We start from the raw sequence: 23,225 nt of genomic DNA, 5'->3' as shown, positions 1-23,225 counted from the left end.
GAAACTATGTATATAAAAATAAGATCGCTTGCGGATATAGAGGAGAAAGGGCTCAGAGGCCGCTTTATCGCCGGAGGCACGGATTTAGTGCCGCTGATGAAGCTTGGACTCAAAAATCCGGATACGCTGATAGACGTTTCGGGGGCTGCGGAGCTTCGTGGTATAGAATGTTCTGAAAATGAAATATCGATTGGCGCCGCCGTGACGCTCACGGAAGCGGCGGAAAATCCTGATATCGTAAAAACGCTTCCGGCTCTCGCGCAGAGCGCGGAGAAAACTGCGTCGCTTCAGATAAGAAACGTAGGCACGATCGGCGGAAATCTGATGCAGGACAGACGCTGCATATTCTTCAATCAGTCCGCTTCATGGCGCAGCACGCAGCCTAAGTGCTTCAAGGCCGGCGGACGTGTCTGCATCCAGATTCAAAACTCAGCGGTCTGCCGAGCCATATACTACTCCGACACTGCGACCGCGTTCGTCCTTTACGAAGCCGAAGCTGAAATTTTAAGAAACGGCCGCACCGAAAGAGCGCCCGCCGCCGACCTGATAGCGGAGCACTGTGCGGCTAACGGACTGTACTCCGACGAGAGCAGCGCGCTGCTCGTGCGCCTGCACGTTCCTATCCCGCCTGAACGCGAAAAAAGCGCTTTTATGAAATACAGCGTTCGCTCCTCGATCGACTTTCCGCTCGTGAACTTCGCGCTGCGCGTTTCGAACGGCGCACGTCCTGCCATGGCTGTTGCAGGGGCCGTAGCGCCCAAGCCTATCGTGCTCGAAAAGGCTTCGCTTCTGCTTGACGAGAAAAGCCTTTCTGATGCCGAATGGACAAGCGAAGCCGCAGGCGAGATAAAAGCGGCAAGCGGACTCATCCGAGAATCGGTCGTGCCGCCGAAGATGAAGCTGAGCTCCTATAGGCTTATCGGCGAGCTATTGAAGCGCGTCAAACTGAATTAGCTCCTTCGTTTGTGTGCTGAGGGCTTGTTCATTCAGCTGCAGCTGAAACCGATTCAGCGCTATGTTTCTCTCTGTTCTGGAACCTCGTTTCTGCGCGGGGCCCTCTTTTTACGCTATACTTATCGTAACGGAGGGGATGAGATGAAAATAGTAGTGATAGACGGTCAGGGCGGAGGAATAGGAAAGCAGATCACGGCCGCCGTGCGCGTGAAATTTCCGAACTCGACGCTGACCGCGGTCGGTACGAACAGCACAGCCGCCGCGGCGATGCTCAAAGCCGGGGCCGACAGGGCCGCAACGGGAGAAAATTCCGTCGTCGTATGCTGTCGCGACGCCGACGTGATAATAGGCCCCGTCGCGATAGTCGTCGCAGACTCGCTGCTCGGCGAGATAACGCCGAAGATGGCCGCGGCCGTGGCCCAGAGCCGCGCGAAAAGGATACTCGTGCCGGTCAACTGCTGCAACAACGTCATCGCCGGAGTTCCCGACCTGTCGATAGGAAGGCTCGTCGACTGCGTGATAGAGGAGCTTAAGAAAACGGAAGCGGAAAAGTGACGCGCTGCGCGCCAGCGGTGGGCAATAAAAAAACTCCGCTCAACGCGATTTGGGAGGCATTTTTATGAAATACAGGGTAAAGGCCGCCGCAAGGGAGCTGTTCTACAGCCGCAACGATCCGAAGGACAGGCGGCTCGGCGAATTGATTCCGCGCGCAGGCATAGATGAAACGGAAAAAGATACGGTCGTGATCATAGGCGTGCCGGAGGATCGCGGCATAACGGCGAACAAAGGACGCGCCGGAGCCGCAGCGGCTCCCGACGACATCAGGCGCCGCCTCTACAGGCTTACCCCCGGCTTTTCCGCCGACTTCCTCCGCCAGAGGATAATCGACGCCGGCAACGTCGTCACGGCGGGGCTTTCGCTCGAAGAAGTACATCAGGCGGAGAGCGAAGCCGTAGCGGCGATAGTCTCGCGCGGCGGGCTGCCGATCGTGTTGGGCGGCGGACACGACCTCACCTACCCGGGCATAGCCGGGCTCGTGCAGGGCGCGCAAATAGGCCGCGACGGCCTCGGGCTGATAAACGTCGACGCGCATCTGGACGTGCGCAGCGACGAATACGGCGTCAACAGCGGCACCTCATTCTACCGCGCGCTGACGCAGCTGCCGCGGCAGGCTCTGTGCGGCGGCGCGTTCGTCGAATTCGGCATACAAGAGCAGTACAACTCTCCCTACTACTACAACTGGGTCATAGGACAGGGCGGGCACGTGATAACGCTGCGCGAAATATCCGAGCGCGTGATGGAATTCTTCCTGCAGGCGCTGAGCCTCGCCGGCAGAGGCGGCCGTAAGACCGCGGTGTCGCTCGACATAGACGCGGTGCGCAGCACAGAGGCGCCGGGGGCCTCCGCGAGCAACCCGAGCGGCCTCAAGGCGCCGGAGCTGGACAAGATAGCCTATCTGGCCGGCCGCAGCGTCAAAGTGCGCTACCTCGACATAATGGAAGTCTCACCGCCGCTGGACGAAGACCACCGCACCGCCGCCTTGGCCGCCTCCGCGATATTCTCGTTCATACGCGGGCTCTGCGAAAGGTAGGGCGGAGAATTTTAGCATACAAGTATGTGTGTTTCATGACGTGCTTATATCTCTCTTCATAGTTCAAATGATATTGACGCTCTGATAAGAAAGAAGCGCCGAGACGGAATGAAAAACCATCTCGGCGCTTCTTCAGGCTTGAATTCTCGAATCAGATATTATCTTTTCCTGCGATAAATGAATGGGATTGTAAAAGTAAGCAGAAGGATTCCCGCACCGGTATCGCAGCCGCCGCCACCTCCTCCTTCGCCTGTTACGGAGACGATGCATTCAGCTGTGAAACCGCCCTCATCCGTTACTGCTGAAACTACCGTCTGCCCTTGGGCGACGGCCGTTACATTGCCGTTAGCGTCCACAGTCGCGATGTTTTCATCTGCGGATTTCCATGTAACGGCTTTGTTAGTGGCATTGTCAGGCAATACATTAACAACTATGGCAATACTTTCGTTGGGCCTCAAGGTGAGCTTGGAATTTTCGATATTGATGCCGGAAACCGGTACGTTTGCGGGGCTCACTGTTACAGTGCAGCTGTCGGAGAAGCCTCCGTCGTCAGTAGTTACTGAAATGACAGAGCTGCCTTCCGCCACGGCCGTGACATTGCCGCTGCCATCGACTGTGGCGGCGTTGATATTCGAAGACGCCCAGGTTACCGCCTTATTGGTCGCGTTCTCAGGCGCTACGGCAGCGTTGAGGGTTCCTGTTTCGCCAATCTTGAGCTCGAGCGTTCTCTGCGATATGGTGATGCCGCTGACAGGATAAATTTTTTGCTTGACCTCGACCTTTACTTTTGTTGAATTTTCTTCGTAGGTGCTCTTGTCTGAAGGTACAAAGTCGACGTCATACTCTGTTTTCAGGCTGTCTGAAATCAGCGGGATCATCTGTGGATTGCTCCATACGAATATCCCGGGAACGGGTACGCCGCCGCTCGTGGCCGTGCCGCCGGAAAGCGCGCTTTCTTTAAGGGCGCCGCCCTCTGAAATCGCGGAAGCGGTCGGCTTGAGCGTTATCGTTGTGGGATGTTTCTTAACGTGCACTTCCGCCTTGTCCGAGAAATCGCCGTCGGCCGTAGTTGCGGTGATCACGGCCTCGCCTGCCGCAACGGCTGTCATTTTTCCGCTCGCGTCTATCGTTACTATTTTGCTGTTTGACGAGCCCCAGAACACCTTTTTGTTGGTTGCATCCGCAGGGCTCACTGTGGCGGTGGCCTGAAGTGTCTTGCCAACAAAAATGTCATACGCGCTTTTGTCGAGCTTTACGCCTTCAGCTGGCACGACCGCGGCTTTTACTTCGATTTGGACAAGTCCATTCGCGCTTTCATAATTTGCGGTGTCATCAGGACGGAAAATCACTCCAAAGAACGAGCTTTTGCTGTCCGCAAGCTCAGGCAGGAGTGTCGGATTCTGCCATTCGAAGGTTCCTTTTATGGTTGCGCCTGTTGCCGGGTCAATTGCACGCCCGCCTGTTAGGGTGCTTGCGCTGAGCAGGGAGCCTTCAGTGATCGCAGAGGCCTTAGGCAGAGCGTCGATGCTTGGCGTGATTTTGCTGACAGTTACTTTAACTTCAGCGGTAAAGCCTCCATCTTCCGTCATCGCCGTTATGGTGGAAGTTCCCGCGCCCGTCGCCACGACGATGCCCGTGCCGCTGACTGTAGCGACTTTGGTATTTGATGAGCTCCACTTCACCTTTTTATTCGTCGCATCGTTGGGCAGCACTGTGGCCGTGATATCTTCAGATTGCCCCTTTACGAGATTGGCCGTGCTTTTGTCAAGGGTGATCCCGGTTACGTTGACGACAGCCTTCTCAACTGTTACGGAACAGGTATCAGTATAGCCTCCGTCCCTTGTCGTGACCGTGATGGTCGCTGTTCCTGGAGCGGCGGCGGTAACGACGCCAGATGTGTTCACGCTAACTATGCCGCTGTCGCTGGACTTCCAGCTCACGCTCCTATCGGTTGCGTCTGACGGAGTAATTGTATACCTGAGCTCACTATTTTCGCCTTCGACTATGTTGAGCTCTTTTTCAGCTAATGATATGCCGGAGACAGCAACGACGGCTTTTTCAACCGTTACGGAACACACATCAGTATGGCCTCCGTCTACCGTTGTAACTGTAATAGTCGCAGTTCCGGGGGCGACGGCTGTGACGTTGCCTGAAGAGTCTACGGCAGCTACGCCGCTGTTGCTGGACTTCCAATTTACCGTTTTGTCGGTGGCATTTGAGGGTGTTATGTTATAGCTGAGTTTGCCCTTCTCGCCTTCGGTCATGTTGAGCTGCTTTGTCGTCAGCGATATTCCTGTTACTTTAACGGTCTTTTCCTTTACGGTAACAGTTGCGTTAGCCGAATATCCGCCGTCTTTGGTCGTAACTGTAATAGTCGCAGTTCCGGGGGCGACGGCTGTGACGTTGCCTGAAGAGTCTACAGCAGCTACGCCGCTGTTGCTGGACTTCCAATTTACCGTTTCGTCGGTGGCATTTGAGGGTGTTATGTTATAGCTGAGTTTGCCCTTCTCGCCCTCGGTCATGTTGAGCTGATTTGTCGTCAGCGATATTCCTGTTACTTTAACGGTCTTTTCCTTTACGGTAACAGTTGCGTTAGCCGAATATCCGCCGTCTTTGGTCGTAACTGTAATAGTCGCAGTTCCGGGGGCGACGGCTGTGACGTTGCCTGAAGAGTCTACAGCAGCTACGCCGCTGTTGCTGGACTTCCAATTTACCGTTTCGTCGGTGGCATTTGAGGGTGTTATGTTATAGCTGAGTTTGCCCTTCTCGCCCTCGGTCATGTTGAGTTGATTTGTCGTCAGCGATATTCCTGAGACTTTGACAACGGCCTTCTGAACCGTTACAGAACAGGTATCAGTATAGCCTCCGTCCCTTGTGGTCGCGGTAATCACGGCATTGCCTGGAGCAACGGCCGTAACCTCACCCCGCGAATCGACCCTCGCAACGCCTGTATTGCTCGACTTCCAAGTTACCTTCGTATTGTAGGCGTCTGAAGGAGAAATTGTATAGCCGAGATAACTTTTTTCGCCTTCGGTTATAGTAAGCTCTTTTTCAGTCATAGATATGCCGGAGACTTTAATCGGATCGACTGTTGTAAAGTGGAATATGCCGTAGCTGATGCCTGACTGTATTGTTAATTTATACGTTGTCCCCGGCGCCAAATTTTCTTCGATTGAAGGTGAAGGATTTGCGCCTACGATTGAGATGCTCCCAGAACTGCTACTCTGCCCATACTCTGAGCTGCCTGTGAAAGAGTAACGATACGTGCCGTTTCCACCGCTCCAGCGTATAGTAATCGGGCCTGCCGGCACGTTTGTCGCGCCGTCCGGTGGATTTATCATATTAATGCCGGAGCTTTGCGATGTAAGGCTGCTGGATTCCGGTGTTATGATAGGCTCTATTGGGGCGCGAAGGTCGTCTGCTAACTTAGAATCCGTCGTTGTGCCGTCAGGTATTTCCTCCTCATCTACATAGCCGACTCCTGGTACAGTAGTGCCTCCTGGCGCGGCATACGCGCTTTGCGCTGCGGCCGACAGCAGTACGGTCACAGCCGCCAGCGCGATCAATAAAAATGCAGATAGTTTTCTCAAGACTTTTCCCCCTTAATATGTTTCCCGCTTAAAATGTCGTCATCTTTGGCCCTGTAAAAAGTACGCTGATAGATTTAAACAGATACCCGCATCGCCTTCCTTTAATTATGCAACTAAAATATTGTATATGATGCTTTATGTGTACTAATAACTACAATATTATCATATTTATGATTTTTGACAATATAAATATTATATTTTACACATCAAATATTCTGTTGTCTTAAAAACTACAAAAGTATAGTTTATAGAAAGGAAGGTGAAATATATGGAGAATTTCGGAATCAGGCTGGCCCGTTTAAGGAAAGAGAAGAGGCTGCGGCGCTCCGATCTTGCTGAAGTTATAGGTATAGATACTGAAACCATAGCGAGGTACGAACGCGGCGAAAGGGAACCGAAACTCAGCGACGCTCTTACGCTTGCAGATATGCTCGGTGTCTCCTTGGATTATCTTGCGAAGGGCGATGAAGCACAAAACAAAGGCGACTACTTCGACGGAAAAGATAATATTTGCGTCTTAACGACTGATATTGAAAATGCGGTTATTTCAGCGGACACGGCAAAAGAATCGGTATCTGTCCCCCGTGCTCTTGTCGGAAAGATCGATGTGAATACGCCGCCGTTTTCGTTGAAGATCACGGACGACAGCATGTCCAGTTTCGGAGTAAAGCGCGGCGGTTATTTGATAATAAACCCGGCTGAGCGAGTCGATGATTTCGATATTATATTGGTTGCGTATAAGTCAAAAACAGCAATAAAACGTTTTCAAAAAATGCCTGACGGCGCTGTTCGGCTTCTTTCTCCCGACGGCGGAGATATCGACATTCCAAAGGAATATATCGACGACCGCAATGTTTTCAGGATTATCGGTAAGGCTGTTCTCTTTCAATACAGCGAAACGATAAAGCTTGACCATACGTTTTAATAGTAAATTACACATTCTTTCCTAATTTTTTGTGATATCAACGACACAATGGCATAGATTCTGCGGCGTTATAGACTGCGATGAAACGTCAGCTTATATAGTGTGGGTAGCCCTTACTTATGTTTTTCTCTGCTCATAGCAATTAATGATAATAAATCTGCCCCGGAGCAAATAGTTTTTGCCATAAGGCCTACTTTTGCGGCATTCTTATTTGTTCCCTCGTAGAATTTTACTAGGGTATTTTATTTTTTCTCCAGAGTTCTTATATTACACCTAACATCTCACAGAAAATAATTTTCTGCTACGCTCCGAAATGCTATAATTAATTAAAGTAATAATAAAAGATAAGGAGGGCGGAAAAATGGAAGAAGTTATAGAAACGAAAGCCGGAATACAATTCAAGGAGATGTGTGAAAAACTCGTTGCCGGAGAACTCTCCGCTAAGGATTTCGCACACCAATATCTGGATTTGTGGGACGGGGAATATGATCAAATATCTGAGTGGGAATATAATACCTATCTGGACGATCTAATCATGTCCGTCTCCCTGTACGAGCCGGACCCCAACGTATACGAAGCGGAAAAAGAAGACGGGCTTTTGAACGACGACGCCCTTCTGGCTGATGTGAAAAAGTATTTGGAAGTATACAGGGAAGCAAAAAATAAATCAGACTTTATTTCACACGCTCAAAACGGACTTTTTCAGTGACAACTAAACGGTTTTAATGGCGTGTGATTGCTTCTGATTTCCCTGCCAAATGCGCCCCATAGATTGTCTTAAGGTTGCTAGCAAAGGCTTTTTTCGTTTTGTCCTATACCTATTAGTTTTTATCTTCTGTTCTGATATGCTTTCGTATAAGATTATTGGCCTTAGTCTGACTCAAGCCCAAATGCTTTGCAAGGTTGCGCGACGTCTTGAACTTCTGATAAGCGTCATTAATTACATAGTGTTCATACATATCCATTTTCTCGTCGAAAGACTCAGAAGAGCCCTCGATGGGAGGTTCGTCTGTGTCGCTAATGCCAAAGAAATTAATCGGTAGCTGGTTTACATCGATTACGATGTTTTCAGACATAACGACGAGCCTCTCTACTAAAAATTTAAGTTCGCTGACGTTTCTTCCCCATTCAGAATTAACCATAGCCTTAATAACTCCATTTGTAAATTGGCGCGTTACGCCATATTGCTTACAGAAGTTTTGTAGGAAGATATAAATTAGAGGGCGTATATCTTCTCGACGTCTTCTTAGCGGAGGGACATATATTTCAGCAACGTTTAATTTGTAGTATAAGTCTTCTCTGAACTGACCGTTCTTCATCATGATATTCAAGTTTTTACTTGTTGTTGCAATGATTTTTATTGCATTCATCTTTTTATTGTCCATAGGGAAAAACTGGGACAGCAATACCTGAGATTTCATAGGCATTTGTGAGATATTACAAAACAGCAGCGTACTCCCGGAGGTAAATTCTGCCGTACTGTCTTCACCTTTTATATAAGCTAATAATTCTTTAATCTTGTTCTCCAGCTGCTCGTCCGAGGCCAAGTCACAGTCAATGACAATCAAAGGTTTATCTTTTCTCTTACTAATCGCATGCAGATATCTGCCCACCACTTTTTTCCCGACCCCGCTTTCCCCACGAATAATACATGGAACGTCCATCTGCCCAATCTTTTTAACTTTTTGTAGAAGCTCTTTCATTATCTTGCTCTCAGATATCGGCTTGATGTTCTCGTTTGCAGAGTCTATATACAGATATTGTGGGTTATATAAATCAATATTGCTTATATTATCGCGCACGTTCATTACAACATATTTGATGTTTTTGCTCTCGTCAAAGATAGGGACCGCTATTGTAAGAAGTTCAGCGCCGATATATGTCTTTTGTTTTATCGCATATGTCCTCTTTTCCTTATACACAATTGGTAATATTGATGGATCCCACCAATCAGCGTTAATGAAATCAAAAAAGTTTTTGCCAATCATGTACTCGGGGGTGCAGCCGTAGTGTCTACAGCACGCTTGGTTGACATAAACAATGTTGTAATTGCCATCATAAATTATCACTTCGTCGTACATGCAATCAATAATTTTGGAGAGCTCGTTCCCATCAAGGGGGGTATTAATCTGCATATGCATAGGTGACATTTTGCCTTTTCCTCCATGTTATTTGATTTGCAACGTTGCGTCCTCTGCCAATTATTAAAAGTTCATCGTTTCTAATGTAGGACTCTAAATAATGATAACAACGCAAACTCGTTCTCAAAATTATAAACGTAAAGCAAGGCTTGAGTCAAATATGACTCAAATCTCAAGTAAAAAATATAGTTTTGAGTTAAAAATAACTCATTAAAAGTTAATTATATAATGTAAAAAACAATATTTTATTAATATATTTTTGATAATAATCGATTTTACGCTATTGACTTTAATAATACTGCGTGATAGATTCTAAGCATCAAAGATATATCATTAAGATTCAAAGGGGAGAAAACAAGTGATATGAAGATATCAAAAGTTGAAGTAATTTGTTTGCGTATACCTGGTTATGACGAGGCTTGTGAGTGGGGCGACGATGCCTTCATCGTGAAAGTATTTACTGACGAAGGGCTCGTAGGTATCGGAGAAAGCGATACGTCGCCGCTCGTAGCAAAGGCGATGATTGATGCGCCGGAGTCAAACCTATATTGCGGCGGGCTGCGCAGGCTTCTGGTTGGGGAGAATCCGTTAGAAATTCAGAAGCTGTGGGATAAGATGTATTGGTCGTCAAATTATAATGGAAGAAGAGGCGTTGGAATTCATGCAATGAGCGCGGTGGATATTGCACTTTGGGATATTGCTTCGCAGTACTATAATGTCCCAATCCACATGTTGCTCGGAGGAAAGTACAGGGATAAGATTAGAGCTTATGGAACGTTTATACCCGCTGACTCGCCTGATGATAACAAAATCATAGTCCGCGATTTGATAAATCAAGGGTTTACAAGTCTCAAATTTGGAGGCGGCATTCTTGGCGATGATCCAGAGAGTGACGTAGCCATAGTCGAGGCGGCCAGAGAAGAAGCGGGCAAGGATTTTGATTTATCTATCGACATAGCAACAAAATGGCGCACATACGGACATGCCGCCAGCATGTTTAAACGTTTGGAACGATTTAATCTTAACTGGATAGAGGAACCGATCCTCTCCGACGACATGAACGGATACGCTCGCCTTTCTCGCCTCGCTGCGACGAGAATTTCCGGGGGCGAATCTTTAACGACGCGCTATGAGTTCAATGAATTTATAAAGAGGTCTAAGGTAGACATTGTGCAGCCAGATATAACCCGTTGCGGTGGAATAAGCGAAATCAGGAAAGTATACGACATTGCGGCAATGCAGGGGACTAAACTTGTCCCGCATGGTTTCAGCACCGGGATTCTTCTTGCTGCAACGGTCCAGTTCCTCGCGGCTGCCGAACAGTGTGATTTGATGGAATATTCTCAGAGCACAAGCCCGTTATTCACAAGACTTGTCAAAAATCGCATTCCCTTTGTTGGCGGGTACGTTACTGTCCCAGACTGCATTGGCCTAGGTGTCGAATTAGACGAAGATTTGATCGACAAATACCGCATGGCTTAGCAAGGTGTATGTAAATTAACAGGAGGTAGTTAGAATGGATAATACGTCGGATAAACGAATAGATAAATTGTTGGTTGGCGTCAGCATGTTGGTGGTTTTTTTTGTCACTGGATGCCTATATTTCTTGCCGGAATCCTCTCTTAAGGTAGCGAAATCCATATTCAATATTTTGACCGATATCTTTGGCGCACCGGTTCTGCTCCTAACATTTATCGGCCTGATCGTTTTGGTGTTTCTCGCATTTACAAAGTATGGAAAAATACAGCTTGGCGAGGGGAAACCCGAGTTCAGTACGTTCAGTTGGGTGGCAATGATGATAAGCTGCGGCCTTGGTTCTGCGACAGTTTATTGGGCGTTTATAGAATGGGCTTATTATATCGGTACCCCGGGTTTAGGAATAGCAGTCGGATCCAAGCTTGCTTATGAGATGAGTGTAACTTATTCAATGTTCCATTGGGGATTCAGCGCATGGGCCTTGTATGCTATGGTCGGATTGCCGATAGCATACCATTTTTATGTTAAGAGAAATGAAGGTCTAAGTCTAAGCGCTATTGTTAGCGCGATTACGGGAATCAAAACCACAAACGCCATATGCCGCATCGTTGACATATTGTTCATGTTTATCTGTTTTGGCGGTTTGAGTATCACTCTTGGCCTTTCTACGCCGCTGGTTACAATGGTTATCTGTGATGTCCTAGGAATTGAAGCATCCTTTATCATGAATGTCGTGCTTATAATAATGATATCTATTGTCTATTCTTTCAGCTCATATATCGGGATTAAAAAGGGTATGGCTAAGATATCTGACTGGAATATCAAGCTCATGATACTTTTTATAATTACGCTGGCACTCCTTGGCCCGACATTGTTCATAATGTCAAATTTTGTAAATTCGTTCGGGTTGATGCTCCAGAATTTTATCCATATGAGCCTGTTTACAGATCCTATAGCAAAATCCGGATTTCCAGAAGCTTGGACAATTTTCTACTGGCTGTATTGGATTACTTACGCTCCTTTCACAGGCGTGTTCATTGCAAAGGTATCAAAGGGCAGGAGCATACGTTCTGTTGTAGCCAACACAATACTTAGCGGTAGCGCGGGCTGCTTCCTGTTCTTCGGTGTGTTAGGAAGTCTTTCTATGCAGCGCAGCATTACTAAGGTGGTCAATGTTGTCGATATGCTTAATGCCGGACAAGACAATGCCGCCATTGTACAAATACTGCGTTCTTTGCCTGGAGGTCCGATCCTGATGATAATATTCTGCATCTCGACGATACTTTTCCTTGCGACAACGCTTGACGGCGCGGCATATACAATGTCCACAACAACGACTGTCGGGCTCCGTAATAATGAGGAGCCCAATCCGATGCTTAGACTGTTCTGGTGCATTATGCTTTCACTCGTTCCCCTTACGATGATATTCATCAAAGCTAACTTGAACACAATTAAAACTTGTGCGATTATTACTGCGATTCCTATAGTATTTATAATGGCGCTGCTAATGGGTGGATGGATACGGTGGATGATTCAAGACTACGGAAGCGTAACGACCCTCCAGATCGAAAAAGAGGCGCAGGAAAAGATTGCGAAGGCGGTGTAACGTTGAAACGGTCTATACGAATGCATCAAAACGATATGGTTGCCACGGTGCTTGAAAGTGTTGATGCTGGAGAATATGTTGATGTCTTTGACGACGGTAATAAACCTCTCTTTTCTGTATGTGCTGTGAATAATATTCCTTATGGGAATAAGATTGCTCTGTCAGATATAGAGATGGGCGAAAAGGTTGTCAAATATGGCGCGGTTATTGGGGTATGTACCAACAGAATCAAAAGGGGCGAACTTGTACATGTGCACAATGTTAAAAGCCAGTATGTTGATATACCGGCCTCCATACGGGAAGCGATAATCAAAGAGATGGGGATTAGTGTAAATGGGAGATGTCCGTCATGAATTTTGAGGGATTTAGGCGCCCTGACGGCAGTGTTGGAATACGCAACAAAGTTCTTATTGTTGCCGTAGACGAATGCTGTGATGGAATCAGCAGGGAAATAGCAAAGAATTTTACAAATACTGTTGTTCTCACAAACTGGTATACATGCATGCTTGGTGGTAACGAAGAGACATTTAATCAGATGGTTGAAGTAAGCAAGACGCCAAATGTTGCAGGTGTAGTAGTGGTTGCGATGGGCTGCGGAAGTATTTTGCCGTCTCAAATAACGGAACTCGTAAGAGCGACGGGGAGGCCGGCCGAAGAGCTTTGCTGCATAAAGCTTGGCGGTACGCGAAAGTGTATAGCTGAAGGGATTGAAAAAGTCAAGAAAATTGAGCGATATATCGACAGCTTAGTCAAGGAAGAATTTCCGATGAGTAAGTTAGTGATAGGAATAAAGTGCGGCGGAAGTGATACGAGCTCCGGGCTCGCTTCTAACCCAAGCGTTGGCCGCGCCGCGGACAAGCTTGTCGATATGGGGGCGATCTGCATTGCTGGAGAATTATTTGAGTTACAGGGCTGCGAGGATATCCTCGACAGACGCGCTGTTAGTCCAGATGTGGCAGCTAAAATCAATACCCTTATCAATAATGAACGCCGCAGGTGGAGTGTAAAGGGCGCCGACGTAGAAACCATGAGTGTGGGTAATTGTATCGGCGGTCTTACTACAATTGAGGAGAAATCACTGGGCGCATTACATAAAACCGGCTCCCGCCCAATTGTTGATGTCTTGCAGATCAACAACAGCTTCATAGACAAACCATCCAAGCCCGGTTTCTATTTATCAGAAGCGACGATGCTTTGCGGCGGGGCCGGCATTAATTATGCTTCGCTTGGAGCGCATATAGTCCTTTGGACGAGCGGCGCAGCGGGATTCAATAATTCCATAGTTCCTGTTATAAGAGTGAGCGGGAACAAAGAATTATTCAACGAAGATATGGATGTCGATGCTAGCGGAATTTTGGAAGGAACGCATGGCATAAATGAAGTTGCTGAGGATATAGTTGAGAAGGTCCGCCGCGTTGCGAGTGGGGAATTTACCGCGATAGAGGGCGTTGGTGATTCTACTATGACCCTATATCAGAAAGATGTTAGAGTGGAGAATCTCCTGGGGCTACACTGTGTTAAGTGAGAGGTAAAAACTTTTGCCCACAGCACTTGCAGGGTAGCGGCAAACAAAAGGTCCGCCGCTCTAAGGCCCTTGCGTTTAGAGCGTGTACGCAGGCGCTTTTTGGGTTAAGCGACTTTCGACCCGTAGCGCCAAATCTACCGCCGTAAATCAGAGACGTCTGATTTACGGCGGCTTTCCAGTTCTGTGTGACCAGATCATGACGACACAGAAAAATCATTTAATAAACTAAAGTTATTAGATTATCCGAATTGGCTCTTTGTGTTTCGTATCTCTGAGGCCCCGACATAATGGGTTTCTTCGTTTCATCTCTTTACAGTGATGAACGTATATTTCAGGGACGATTTTTGTCAGCAGAGCAGAAAACCGGGGAGCAGCGGATCTCTGCTCTGCTCGATGAGCCAGTTGAAACCCGTTATATTGGCTTCGCCGCGCACGAATGGTGTGATCGCGTCGAAATCGCCGATCTTTGTCTTTTCCGAATAGTGTCCTTCGAAAATAGTTCCTATAATGCTTTCATGCCTGAAAACTTCCTCCGGCTTAAGCTTTCCCTGCGCCGCGAGCAGCGCCATTTTGGCGCAAGTCCCCGTGCCGCACGGCGAACGGTCGATGTTGGAGGCCCCGAAGACTACGCAGTTCCTGGCGTTGTCGTTATTTTTGTATATACCGAACTCCGCCAGAAGAATCATATTGTTCTGCGCTATAAGAGGATGCTGCACGTGGAATTGCTTGTTCGCCTCCGCGATAGCCTCCACTCCCAGTGCCTTTATCTTTGAAGATTCTGAGGGTATGAGCGTCAGGCCGAAATCTTCCGCGTCCAGCATGGCGAAGAAACTGCCTCCGAAGCATATATCCATATCGACATGTTTGCCGAGCGACGGCATATACAGGCTGCATCCCTGTCGGTAGACAAACGCGGGGACGTTGCGTAGGACGGCGCCGACCGCCTCCCCGTCTTTTACGCTGACGGATATCGTAACGAGCCCCGCCGGCGTGTCCAGCGTTACATCGGTATAAGGCTCCTTTACTTCCACCATTTTTAAATTTATCATTGCCGACGCGAGGCCTATAGAACCGTGCCCGCACATGGAAACGCTGCCGCCGGAGTCGCAGAAGATGACTCCCGTGTCGGCTTCTTCGGAAATAGGCGGAACGAGCACCGCGCCGAACATGTTTTCGTGACCTCTCGGCTCTGTCATGATAAAACGTCTGAAATCGTCGTGATTGCGCTTAAAGTCGTCCCATCTTTCGGGCATGCTCCTGCCTTTGAGTACCGGCGCCCCGCCTACGACGATGCGCGTCGGTTCTCCGCATGTATGCGAGTCGACTACCGCAACAAGTTTGCCGACTTTCATATTCTTTCACCTGCCGTTCTATGCCGCCGAAAGGAAATGCGGCAAAAATTTATATTTATACTAACATATAATCGTTTGATATGTGTTGTATTTTTTTGCTGAGTTTGACTGAATATATATTAATATAATCAGATAGCAAGAAAATTCAAGAATGTCTATGGCGTTTCATTTATCATTTGATTGTTGAGTTATATTAGCTCCATCTGCCAAAAATTTTTTAAATATCACAAAAAATCCGCATGGCGTGTTTTTAGCCATGCGGTACATCGTTGGAGGGTGTTTTACAACTTTCCTATTATTTCCGCGTAGAATTTTGCGGCGTCTTTTATTTTTTCCGTCGCGCAGTGTTCGTCTCTCATGTGCGCTAATTTGTATTCGCCGGGGCCGAAGCCGATCGTCTCTATCCCCATCGAGACCGGCGTGACTGCGTTTGTGCCGAAGTCCCAGAAGTCGTACTTTTCCGGCGCTTTGCCGAAGGACGCTTCGTAGGCAGCGTTCGCGGCCGCATAGAGCGGGGAAGTCTCGCTTATCTTCCACGCCATGTGCAGCGGTTCGTAGACGAGCGGCGCGCCTTTCCAGCTCGTGCGGCGCAGCGTGCCAAGTTCCCAGGTCGCGCGTTTGCCGCTGATCAGCTCTTCCATCTCGGCGCGGACTTTTTCTTCCGTTTCGCCGAGTACGAGACGGCGGTCGAGGTATATTTCCGCCTCGCTCGGCACGGCGTTCAGCGACGCGGAGACGCAGCTGATGTCGGAAAGGACGATCGTTCCGTGCGGCGCGCCTTCGGACGTGAGGCGCTTGTTCAGCGCTTCGACGCGTTCGATTATCTCGGCCATTTCGTAAACGGCGTTTATCCCCTTTTCGGGTGCTGAGCCGTGAGCGGAAACGCCGTGCGTATTTATCCTCATCTGGGCCTTTCCCTTGTGGCCGAGCGTTATAACGTTGTCGGATGGCTCGCAGATTACGACGAAGTCGGGGCGCAGCGACAGCTCTTTATACATCATCTTTATGTTTTCGCCGTCGCAGTATTCTTCGCAGACTGAGCCGCTGACGCAGATTCTTTTCCCTTTCGCGTACCCCAGCTCTTTTGCGAGAGCGGCGCCGTATACGGAGGCCGCGAGCCCGGATTTCATGTCGACGGAGCCGCGCCCGTAGATGCAGCCGTCCTTTATTTCGGCGGAGAAGGGCGGCAGCAGCCATTCTTCGGCGTCGGAGGCTTCTACCGTGTCCATATGGGAATCGAAATGTATCAGCTTTCCGGCTTCTCCGATAAAGCCGACCGCGTTGCCCGTGCCGTCGATGAAGGCTTCGTCGTAGCCGAGCTCGCGCATTTTCGCGATCACCGCTTCGGCGACCACGCCTTCGTGGTCGGAATAGCTCTGCAGGCGCACGAGCCGTCGCGTGAATTCGATAAGCTCTGTTTCAAAGCTCTCAGACAACAATGACATAAATATCCCTCTGGCTGACGGCGAATATCTCCTGCTGAAAGTATATCAAAAAAACCGCGCCAAATCTTGTCGGCGCGGGACTTTTTACGCTTGAACTATCTGACTTATCCGAGGATGATTCTGTCTTCGGCAAAGAAATCCGTGACCGCCTTTTTTATGTATTTGTCGACCATCTTCTCTGCATCTTTCTGCAGTTCGCTGCGATGCTCCTCTAAATATTTCGCCGCAGCGTCCTGTTTACCTTCGGGAAGTTCTGATATGTCGATCAAGCATTCGATGCATTCCGTGTTGAATTCCGGCAGTTCGACGTGTGCGATGGCCGCCTCCGCCTCATGGCGTCTGTTTACCGTCGTCTCGACGACGGTGTTGGTGCCGTTTCCGGCCGCCGTCATTTCCTGGGCGAAGTTCTGCGCGTCCGACTCGAAATCGAATGCGAGGACAGAAGCTATACCGTTGCAATCCTGCTGAATAACTACCCATAATTTTTCCTGCATAGAAGCACCCCCTATTTTTTACCTTTCCCTATGTCTAAGTATAAGATAAAAAATCTTTGCTGTACAGATAAAGCTATGAGAAAGCGCAAAAATTATAGGACGCCGTCTTAATTTTGAGATAAGCCTAATATTGCCGCGCGCTTGCGCGCCCAAAATAAAAATCCGGCTGGTCTCCGCTTCCAGCCGGACGTTTGCCGTTATCGCAAAGTTTTATCTGCCGCACTTTTCGAGCAGCTTCGCCCAGCTTTCGTCCGCGTCGCGCTGCGCCTCTTCGACGAGGTCGAGGCGTTCCGAGCCTTTTTTGAAGAGGTGGGAATAGCGCCCCTGCGCGCGTAGGAATTCCTCTATCGTGCGCGGCCGCTTCGGCTCGTAGGAGAGCGAGTATTTGCCGTCTGCCACCTCGTAGACGGGCCAGAATTTGCTGTCGACCGCGAGCTTGCATATGTCAGCCTGCTCCGACGCGTCTATCTTCCAGAACAGAGGGCACGGCACGAGGACGTTGACGAAGGCCGGCCCCGGCGTCTCGACGGCGCTCTTGACTTTAGCTATGAGGTCGAAGGGGTTGTGCAGCGAGGTCTGCGCGACGTACGGGATGTTGTGCGCGGCGACGATTTCCGTCAGGTCTTTCGCGCGCTGCAGCTTGCCGAAGGATGCGCTGCCGGCGGGGGAGGTCGTTGCGTTGGCGGCGAGGGGCGTCGCGCTGGAGCGCTGCGCGCCGGTGTTCATGTAGCCCTGGTTGTTGTAGCAGATGTATGTGAAGTCGTGCCAGCGCTCGAGTGCGCCGGAGAGCGACTGCAGCCCGATGTCGTATGTGCCGCCGTCGCCGCCGAAGGCTATAAATTTTATCTCTTTGCCGATTTTTCCTTTTCTGCGCAGCACCCTGTAGGCGGTCTCGACGCCTGAGATGCCGGCGCCGGCGTTTTCAAAAGCGATGTGCATGAAGGGCACCCTCCAAGCGCTGTAGGGGTAGACAGTCGTAGAGACTTCCATGCAGCCGGTGGCGCCTACCACTACGACTGGGCAGCCGACGCCCATCAGAGCCTGGCGTATCGCTGTGGGCGCGCCGCAGCCAGGACACATGCGGTGCCCCTGCGTAAGCGGATTTTCTTTTTTCGTCAGATCTTTTATGTTAAGCGCGCTCATCTTAGTCATCCTTTTCCAGCAGGCCGATGAAGCGCACCTCTTCGCTGTAGTCGCCGGCTATCATCTTTTCAAATACCGCGCGCGCGTCCTTCGCGTATAGGTCGCGCCCGCCGAGGCCGAAGATGTATTCCTGCACGGGCACGCGCATATCAAGGGCGTAGAGGGCGGATTTTACTTCCGAAGAAAGCGGCGCTGTGCCGCCGATGCTCGCGCTTCTGTCTAACACCGCAACGCCGCGCTTGCCCTTCGCGAGGGAGGCGAGTTCCTCGCGCGGAAATGGGCGGAAGAATCTGACGCGCAGCGCGCCGGCTTTGACTCCCTCTTCGCGCAGCTCGTCTACGACGTCCTTGACGACGCCCGCCGCCGAAGACATGACCACTATGAGATAATCGGCATCGTCGGCGCGATAATTTTCAACGGGACGGTAGTTCCTCCCCGTCTCTCTTTCAAGCTCTGCCGCGAGCTCCGCGTAGACGGAAAGTACGTTGTTCATCCCCTCCATCTGATTGCGCTTTATCTCGAAGTAATATTCCGACATCGTGAACGAGCCGTAGGATACGGGGGCATCGGTGTCGAGCAGCGGATATTGGGGCGTGCGTTCGCCGACGAAGTTTTTTACCGTCTCGTCGGAAAGAAGTTCGACTGCTTCATAGCAGTGGCTCGTGATAAAGCCGTCCTGACAGACGAAGACCGGCGTCAGCACGCGCGGGTCTTCGGCGAGGCGCACCGCGAGCAGCACGGAATCGTAGACTTCCTGCGCGTCCTCGCAGTATATCTGTATCCAGCCGGAGTCGCGCTCCGGCATGCTGTCCGAATGGTCGCAGTGTATATTGACCGGTGCCCCGAGAGAGCGGTTGACGAGGCCGAAGACTATCGGCGCGCGGAAAGAGGCCGCGATCGGGAATATTTCATGCATCAGCGCAACGCCGTTCGCGGAAGAAGCGGTCATCACACGCGCTCCCGCCGCCGACGCGCCTACACAGGCCGAGATAGCCGAGTGTTCGCTCTCTACCGCTATATATTCTGAAGTGACCCTGCCGTTCGCGACAAAATCCGCAAACTTCATGGGGATCTCCGTCGACGGCGTAATAGGGTACGCGGCTACGACGTCGGGATCTATCTGGCGCATCGCTTCGGCGAATGCCAGATTGCCGGAGGTCATCACCTTTATTTTATTTGACATGGGCGCCGACCTCCCCCGGATGTTCTCCGCCCTTCTGTTCTTCGTGAGCGAAGCCGCTCTCGGGGTGCATCGATATCGCGCCAGCGGGACATACCTTGGCGCAGAGGCCGCAGCCCTTGCAGAAAAAGAGGTTTATCCCTTCGACTTTGCCGCCTGAGCCGAGTGCTATCGAGTCGTCGGGGCATTGAATCCAGCATTTGAGGCAGGAGACGCATTTCGCGGCGTCTACTACCGGGCGCGAGGAGCGCCACAGCCCGGTCTGAACCTTGAGGGCGGAAGCCCCGAAGGCCACGGTGCCCGGCGGGACCTCCTGCCAACTTTGTGGTTTGCTCATGCGAAGACGGCCTCGTCGCGTCCGCGGAGTATCGCTCTGCGGTTTGCTTCGAGCGTCTTTGCGGGGAGCGTTTTCATTTTGTTTGTAAAATGGTTTACGAAGGCCTCCACGGGGACCTCCGTGAAAACGTTCGAAAGGGCGCCCAAGATCGGGGCATTCGGCCTGTTCTGGCCGAGTTCTTCGAGAGTTATCTTCGTAGCGTTCACCACGAGTACGCGCGCCTTCGAGGTGACGCCGAGGCGGCTGCGGAGCTTCTTCGCGTTTTCGCCGCTGTTGACTATATAGAGTGCGTCTTCGGCCGAGCCTTCCGTTGGGTTGGCGCTCTCGACCATCGTCGGATCGACAACGACGACGATATTCGGGTTCTGCACGCCGCAGCGGCGGCGTATCGGAGCGTCGGAAACCCTATTGTATGCGCGGATCGGCGCGCCCTGGCGCTCTGCACCGTATTCCGGGAATGCCTGTACGTACTTTCCCTCTTCGAACAAAACCTCGGCGAGTACCGCCGAGGCGCTCTTCGCGCCCTGTCCGCCGCGTCCGTGCCATCTTACTTCTACCGTCTTGTTCATTGCAATTCCTCCTAAAGTTTAAAAGCCTTTTTTAAATTTTGATATAAAAAGGGGCCCTTTCAATTTGAAAGGGCCCCTTACTCGCTTGTACAAACGGCGCTAAACGCCGATCCTGCGAGGAGGAGCCGCGTTAATAATTATAATTATTATGTTGTTGCTGTTTAAAGTCTTTAACATAACGCTTCCTCCTTCTTCAAGATTGCGGGAATGATAACATCATTTTTCTGAGCTGTCAAACATTTGTAATGTTTGAATTTACCGATTTTTACCCTACTGTTCTAACGTTTATTAATACGATTGGCACAAAAGGGCATCATTATATGGTGCGGATAGAATATCTGTTTTAAAAAATATGGAATTATCTCTCATAAATTTTTAAAAGAAAGGAATACTTTCGCGCGTCATCTGCCCCTCCATCTGTTTTTTCTCATATCTACGCGCCCGTCGGGCAGGAAAGTCACGCCTTCTGCGGAGAGCAGCGAACGAAAGCGCTCGCCGTCGACGCCGCGTGCGAAAGAGCCGTCCGCCATTATCACGCGGTGGCAGGGCAGTTCCTCCGGCGCGCGGCGCATCGCCCAGCCGACGTGGCGCGCGCAGTGCGGCGCACCTGTCATAAAGGCGATCTGCCCGTAGGAGGCGACGCTGCCGCGCGGAATTTCCTTTACGATTTCGTAGACGCGTTCGAAAAAGGAAGTCATCGTACACGCTCCTTTGTGCATAATTATACCGCGCCGGCCGAAAAATAAAAAAGGGACTTCCGCCGCGAGCGTAAGCCCTTTGTAAAATCCTACCGTCAGTCTTTCTTAGCGAAGCGCTTTCTTACGCCGCGCTGTGCTTCCCTCTCCCTGTCGCGCTGTTTTCCGTGGCGAAATTCGCGGTCGCGCTCCCTTTCTCTGAAGAACGAGCGCTCGCTGCGCTGAGGTTTTCTGTCTCCGCGCGCCGAATCGCGCCTCTCGCCGGAGGCCGGCCTTACGGAAGCCGCTACGAGCCCGTCGCGCGCGAGGCGTTCTTTGCGCGCGTCAAGCATTTCCGCGCCGCGCTGCGAAAGCTCGACGGTCGCGCTGGAGTCGCGCAGTTTTATGTTGCCGACGTCCTCGCGCCCGATTCCGAGACAGCGGCAGAGCGAGCCGAGCAGCGGCCCGACCTCCCAGCCGTCGCTGCGTCCCTGCGAAAACTGCACCGCGACGCCGCCGGTCATATCGGCGCGTCTGAAGCGGTCTCCGCGTTCACCGCGCCCCCTTCCTTCATTTCTGCGTCCCTTTTCGCGGTCCATCTCCGCCTGTACGTCCTCGCGTATCGAATAGCCGGAGGGCTGGTCGCCGTAGGCCTTTGCGAGCAGACCCGCCACCAGCGTCGGCGCTTCTTCGCGCGAGAGCAGCTCATGCGCCCACTCGTCGAATTCGTTCGATTCGAGCGCGTGCTCTAAGATGTTGTTCTCAAAGCGTATCCGCGACTGCCCCTCTATCTCCGCCGCGTCCGGCGCGGGCATCCACTCAAGCTTAAGCTTAGAGCCGGAGTGCGCGATCATTCCCTTGAACTGATGGGCCTCGCGCGACGTGAGCAGTATGAGGTTGCTCCCCTCGTGCCCGGCGCGGCCGGTGCGGCCGCTCCTGTGGACGAACGCTTCCAGATTCTGCGGCATACCGTACTGGATGACGTGGCTCACGGCGTCGATGTCGAGGCCGCGGGCGGCGACGTCGGTCGCTACGAGTATCGCGACCCTGCCGCCGCGCAGAGCCGAGAGCGCGTTGTTGCGCTCGCGCTGGCTCATGTCGCCGTGTATCGCCGTCGCGCGGAAGCCGTTGTCGCACAGCCTGTCCGCTATATCCTGAGTCTCGGCCTTAGTGCCGCAGAAAATCAGCGACCTGCTCGGATTCTCCCAAATGAGCACGTTGGTGAGCCCCTCGAAGCGTTTTCGCGACGGGATGATATAGGCGCGCTGCGAGATTTCGCTGTGCGCCGTGATATCCGCTACGAGAGATATTTTCTTCGGTGCGTCGAGATAGTTCTTCGCCAGAGAGAGCACCTCGTCCGGCATCGTAGCTGAGAAGAGCCACGTGCGGTCGACGCTGCCGACTGCTTCGAGTATCGCCTCCATCTCGTCTCGGAATCCCATGTCGAGCATGTGGTCCCCTTCGTCTAATACGACGCTGTGTATATCCTCCGTCCGGAGCGTGCCGCGGCGTATATGGTCGAGCACGCGCCCAGGCGTCCCGACTATCACCGCGGCGCCGTCGCGAAGCGCGCGAATCTGCCGCTCCATGTCGAGTCCGCCGACGAGCGTCGCCACCCTCACTCCGAGGTCGGCGCCGAGCCACGCGAATTCGCGCGCCGTCTGCTGGGCGAGCTCGCGCGTCGGAGAGAGCACGAGAATCTGCGGCTCCCTTTCCTGGGCGTCGGCTATGTTCAGAAGCGGCAGCGCGAAAGCGAGCGTCTTGCCCGACCCCGTCTTCGCCTGCACTATTACGTCGTTGTCGAGCAGCCCATCGTCCTCGAGCACGGCCGTCTGCACGGGCATCGGATGCTCGAAGCCCTTGCGTTCGATGGCCCTGAGCAGCGTAGGCTTTAAATTGAAATCCGAAAAACTTCCCTGATATTCCTCAGTCATTACAGTACCTCCTGAAAATCCGGGGGTAAAAAACTACAGGCCTTACGGCGCACGCCGATAAAAGCGCGGAGACGTGGACTGCCGCGAAGCAGACAATATGTTTTTTCACAAATCGGACGAGATAAATATCGCGCCCGCCCCGTAGAAATCTGCGCAAGAATTCTTCCATCGCGCAGATCGAAGCAGGCTGCAAGCTGAAAAAACTCCCAAGTTACACCGGCGCGCGGCAAAAAGAATTATTGCGCCGCGCGGCAAATTTTCCGCGCAACTTTTACATTATACTCGGCAT

Annotated in this window: 20 protein-coding genes; 9 read left to right on the top strand and 11 right to left on the bottom strand. The window is 51.2% G+C overall.

Translation table 11 applies throughout. The features are described 5' to 3' along the window. Window positions 1–6: 6 nt before the first annotated feature. From EH55_RS13195 to EH55_RS00665, 3 genes are all read left to right on the top strand, one after another. Window positions 7–954 carry an FAD binding domain-containing protein gene (locus EH55_RS13195; protein ID WP_051682506.1) on the top strand — a complete coding sequence of 316 codons (948 nt, stop codon included), beginning with the start codon at window positions 7–9 and terminating at the stop codon, window positions 952–954. A gap of 141 nt (window positions 955–1,095) precedes the next feature. Then, window positions 1,096–1,509, top strand: a complete 414-nt coding sequence (locus tag EH55_RS00670) for a DUF3842 family protein (RefSeq protein WP_037974055.1) — start codon at window positions 1,096–1,098, stop codon at window positions 1,507–1,509. 64 nt (window positions 1,510–1,573) lie between these two features. Beyond that, window positions 1,574–2,545 (top strand): formimidoylglutamase, encoded by a 972-nt coding sequence (locus EH55_RS00665; RefSeq protein WP_037974054.1) that lies wholly within the window; start codon window positions 1,574–1,576, stop codon window positions 2,543–2,545. Window positions 2,546–2,703: 158 nt separating this feature from the next. Here EH55_RS00665 and EH55_RS13190 read toward each other — a convergent pair whose 3' ends face one another. Then, window positions 2,704–6,135: an Ig-like domain-containing protein gene (locus EH55_RS13190; RefSeq protein WP_051682505.1), complete on the bottom strand. Its 3,432-nt coding sequence runs from the start codon at window positions 6,133–6,135 to the stop codon at window positions 2,704–2,706. 268 nt (window positions 6,136–6,403) lie between these two features. On the opposite strand from EH55_RS13190, the gene EH55_RS13185 reads away from it, so the two are divergent. Next, a complete protein-coding gene (locus EH55_RS13185; RefSeq protein ID WP_051682504.1) occupies window positions 6,404–7,060 on the top strand; it encodes an XRE family transcriptional regulator in 657 nt (218 codons plus the stop codon). A 361-nt stretch (window positions 7,061–7,421) separates the two neighbouring features. Continuing rightward, the gene (locus tag EH55_RS00630) at window positions 7,422–7,769 is read left to right on the top strand and encodes a colicin immunity domain-containing protein (protein WP_037974053.1); all 348 of its coding nucleotides are present in this window, start codon (window positions 7,422–7,424) and stop codon (window positions 7,767–7,769) included. A gap of 112 nt (window positions 7,770–7,881) precedes the next feature. Here EH55_RS00630 and EH55_RS00625 read toward each other — a convergent pair whose 3' ends face one another. Continuing rightward, complete coding sequence (locus tag EH55_RS00625; RefSeq protein WP_037974051.1) at window positions 7,882–9,210, bottom strand: sigma 54-interacting transcriptional regulator; 1,329 nt, start codon at window positions 9,208–9,210, stop codon at window positions 7,882–7,884. Between the two features lie 354 nt (window positions 9,211–9,564). Here EH55_RS00625 and EH55_RS00620 point away from each other — a divergent pair, with 354 nt between their 5' ends. The 4 genes from EH55_RS00620 to EH55_RS00605 are packed head-to-tail and all read left to right on the top strand — an operon-like array spanning window position 9,565 to window position 13,808. After that, window positions 9,565–10,683, top strand: coding sequence for a mandelate racemase/muconate lactonizing enzyme family protein (locus EH55_RS00620; protein WP_037974050.1), 1,119 nt, complete (start codon window positions 9,565–9,567; stop codon window positions 10,681–10,683). Between the two features lie 34 nt (window positions 10,684–10,717). Beyond that, the gene (locus EH55_RS00615) at window positions 10,718–12,283 is read left to right on the top strand and encodes a BCCT family transporter (RefSeq protein ID WP_037974049.1); all 1,566 of its coding nucleotides are present in this window, start codon (window positions 10,718–10,720) and stop codon (window positions 12,281–12,283) included. A 2-nt stretch (window positions 12,284–12,285) separates the two neighbouring features. Beyond that, window positions 12,286–12,636 (top strand): UxaA family hydrolase, encoded by a 351-nt coding sequence (locus EH55_RS00610; RefSeq protein WP_051682503.1) that lies wholly within the window; start codon window positions 12,286–12,288, stop codon window positions 12,634–12,636. Next, entirely contained in the window at window positions 12,633–13,808 is a 1,176-nt protein-coding gene (locus EH55_RS00605; RefSeq protein ID WP_037974047.1) for a UxaA family hydrolase, read from the top strand. The genes EH55_RS00610 and EH55_RS00605 overlap by 4 nt, the downstream gene beginning before the upstream one ends. A 347-nt stretch (window positions 13,809–14,155) precedes the next feature. Here EH55_RS00605 and EH55_RS00600 read toward each other — a convergent pair whose 3' ends face one another. From EH55_RS00600 to EH55_RS00560, 9 genes are all read right to left on the bottom strand, one after another. After that, the gene (locus EH55_RS00600; protein ID WP_037974046.1) at window positions 14,156–15,160 is read right to left on the bottom strand and encodes a proline racemase family protein; all 1,005 of its coding nucleotides are present in this window, start codon (window positions 15,158–15,160) and stop codon (window positions 14,156–14,158) included. A 281-nt stretch (window positions 15,161–15,441) separates the two neighbouring features. Continuing rightward, entirely contained in the window at window positions 15,442–16,605 is a 1,164-nt protein-coding gene (locus tag EH55_RS00595) for a YgeY family selenium metabolism-linked hydrolase (protein ID WP_037974045.1), read from the bottom strand. Between the two features lie 104 nt (window positions 16,606–16,709). Beyond that, window positions 16,710–17,099 carry a hypothetical protein gene (locus EH55_RS00590; RefSeq protein WP_037974044.1) on the bottom strand — a complete coding sequence of 130 codons (390 nt, stop codon included), beginning with the start codon at window positions 17,097–17,099 and terminating at the stop codon, window positions 16,710–16,712. A gap of 210 nt (window positions 17,100–17,309) precedes the next feature. After that, complete coding sequence (locus EH55_RS00585; protein ID WP_037974114.1) at window positions 17,310–18,242, bottom strand: thiamine pyrophosphate-dependent enzyme; 933 nt, start codon at window positions 18,240–18,242, stop codon at window positions 17,310–17,312. 1 nt (window position 18,243) lies between these two features. Beyond that, on the bottom strand, window positions 18,244–19,425 hold the full coding sequence (porA, locus tag EH55_RS00580) for a pyruvate ferredoxin oxidoreductase (protein ID WP_037974043.1): 1,182 nt from the start codon (window positions 19,423–19,425) through the stop codon (window positions 18,244–18,246). Then, window positions 19,415–19,759, bottom strand: a complete 345-nt coding sequence (locus EH55_RS00575) for a 4Fe-4S binding protein (protein ID WP_037974041.1) — start codon at window positions 19,757–19,759, stop codon at window positions 19,415–19,417. Before EH55_RS00575 ends, porA begins: the two co-directional genes overlap by 11 nt. Then, a complete protein-coding gene (locus tag EH55_RS00570; RefSeq protein ID WP_037974039.1) occupies window positions 19,756–20,328 on the bottom strand; it encodes a 2-oxoacid:acceptor oxidoreductase family protein in 573 nt (190 codons plus the stop codon). Before EH55_RS00570 ends, EH55_RS00575 begins: the two co-directional genes overlap by 4 nt. Window positions 20,329–20,729: 401 nt before the next feature. Continuing rightward, window positions 20,730–21,026 (bottom strand): MGMT family protein, encoded by a 297-nt coding sequence (locus EH55_RS00565; protein ID WP_037974038.1) that lies wholly within the window; start codon window positions 21,024–21,026, stop codon window positions 20,730–20,732. Window positions 21,027–21,121: 95 nt separating this feature from the next. Next, window positions 21,122–22,936 (bottom strand): DEAD/DEAH box helicase, encoded by a 1,815-nt coding sequence (locus EH55_RS00560; protein WP_037974037.1) that lies wholly within the window; start codon window positions 22,934–22,936, stop codon window positions 21,122–21,124. Window positions 22,937–23,225: the final 289 nt, after the last annotated feature.

The organism is Synergistes jonesii, from assembly GCF_000712295.1.
Classification (GTDB): Bacteria; Synergistota; Synergistia; order Synergistales; family Synergistaceae; genus Synergistes; species Synergistes jonesii.
The sequence above is the reverse complement of the archived record's forward strand: the minus strand, read 5'-3'. Positions and strand labels throughout refer to the sequence as shown.

Bases quoted from the DNA above. Each gene is read 5' to 3' on its own strand.
- EH55_RS13195 (WP_051682506.1), top strand. From the start codon at position 7: ATGTATATAAAAATAAGATCGCTTGCGGATATAGAGGAGAAAGGGCTC.
- EH55_RS00670 (WP_037974055.1), top strand. From the start codon at position 1,096: ATGAAAATAGTAGTGATAGACGGTCAGGGCGGAGGAATAGGAAAGCAG.
- EH55_RS00665 (WP_037974054.1), top strand. From the start codon at position 1,574: ATGAAATACAGGGTAAAGGCCGCCGCAAGGGAGCTGTTCTACAGCCGC.
- EH55_RS13185 (WP_051682504.1), top strand. From the start codon at position 6,404: ATGGAGAATTTCGGAATCAGGCTGGCCCGTTTAAGGAAAGAGAAGAGG.
- EH55_RS00630 (WP_037974053.1), top strand. From the start codon at position 7,422: ATGGAAGAAGTTATAGAAACGAAAGCCGGAATACAATTCAAGGAGATG.
- EH55_RS00625 (WP_037974051.1), bottom strand. From the start codon at position 9,210: ATGTCACCTATGCATATGCAGATTAATACCCCCCTTGATGGGAACGAG.
- EH55_RS00620 (WP_037974050.1), top strand. From the start codon at position 9,565: ATGAAGATATCAAAAGTTGAAGTAATTTGTTTGCGTATACCTGGTTAT.
- EH55_RS00615 (WP_037974049.1), top strand. From the start codon at position 10,718: ATGGATAATACGTCGGATAAACGAATAGATAAATTGTTGGTTGGCGTC.
- EH55_RS00605 (WP_037974047.1), top strand. From the start codon at position 12,633: ATGAATTTTGAGGGATTTAGGCGCCCTGACGGCAGTGTTGGAATACGC.
- EH55_RS00600 (WP_037974046.1), bottom strand. From the start codon at position 15,160: ATGAAAGTCGGCAAACTTGTTGCGGTAGTCGACTCGCATACATGCGGA.
- EH55_RS00595 (WP_037974045.1), bottom strand. From the start codon at position 16,605: ATGTCATTGTTGTCTGAGAGCTTTGAAACAGAGCTTATCGAATTCACG.
- EH55_RS00590 (WP_037974044.1), bottom strand. From the start codon at position 17,099: ATGCAGGAAAAATTATGGGTAGTTATTCAGCAGGATTGCAACGGTATA.
- EH55_RS00585 (WP_037974114.1), bottom strand. From the start codon at position 18,242: ATGAGCGCGCTTAACATAAAAGATCTGACGAAAAAAGAAAATCCGCTT.
- porA (WP_037974043.1), bottom strand. From the start codon at position 19,425: ATGTCAAATAAAATAAAGGTGATGACCTCCGGCAATCTGGCATTCGCC.
- EH55_RS00575 (WP_037974041.1), bottom strand. From the start codon at position 19,759: ATGAGCAAACCACAAAGTTGGCAGGAGGTCCCGCCGGGCACCGTGGCC.
- EH55_RS00570 (WP_037974039.1), bottom strand. From the start codon at position 20,328: ATGAACAAGACGGTAGAAGTAAGATGGCACGGACGCGGCGGACAGGGC.
- EH55_RS00565 (WP_037974038.1), bottom strand. From the start codon at position 21,026: ATGACTTCCTTTTTCGAACGCGTCTACGAAATCGTAAAGGAAATTCCG.
- EH55_RS00560 (WP_037974037.1), bottom strand. From the start codon at position 22,936: ATGACTGAGGAATATCAGGGAAGTTTTTCGGATTTCAATTTAAAGCCT.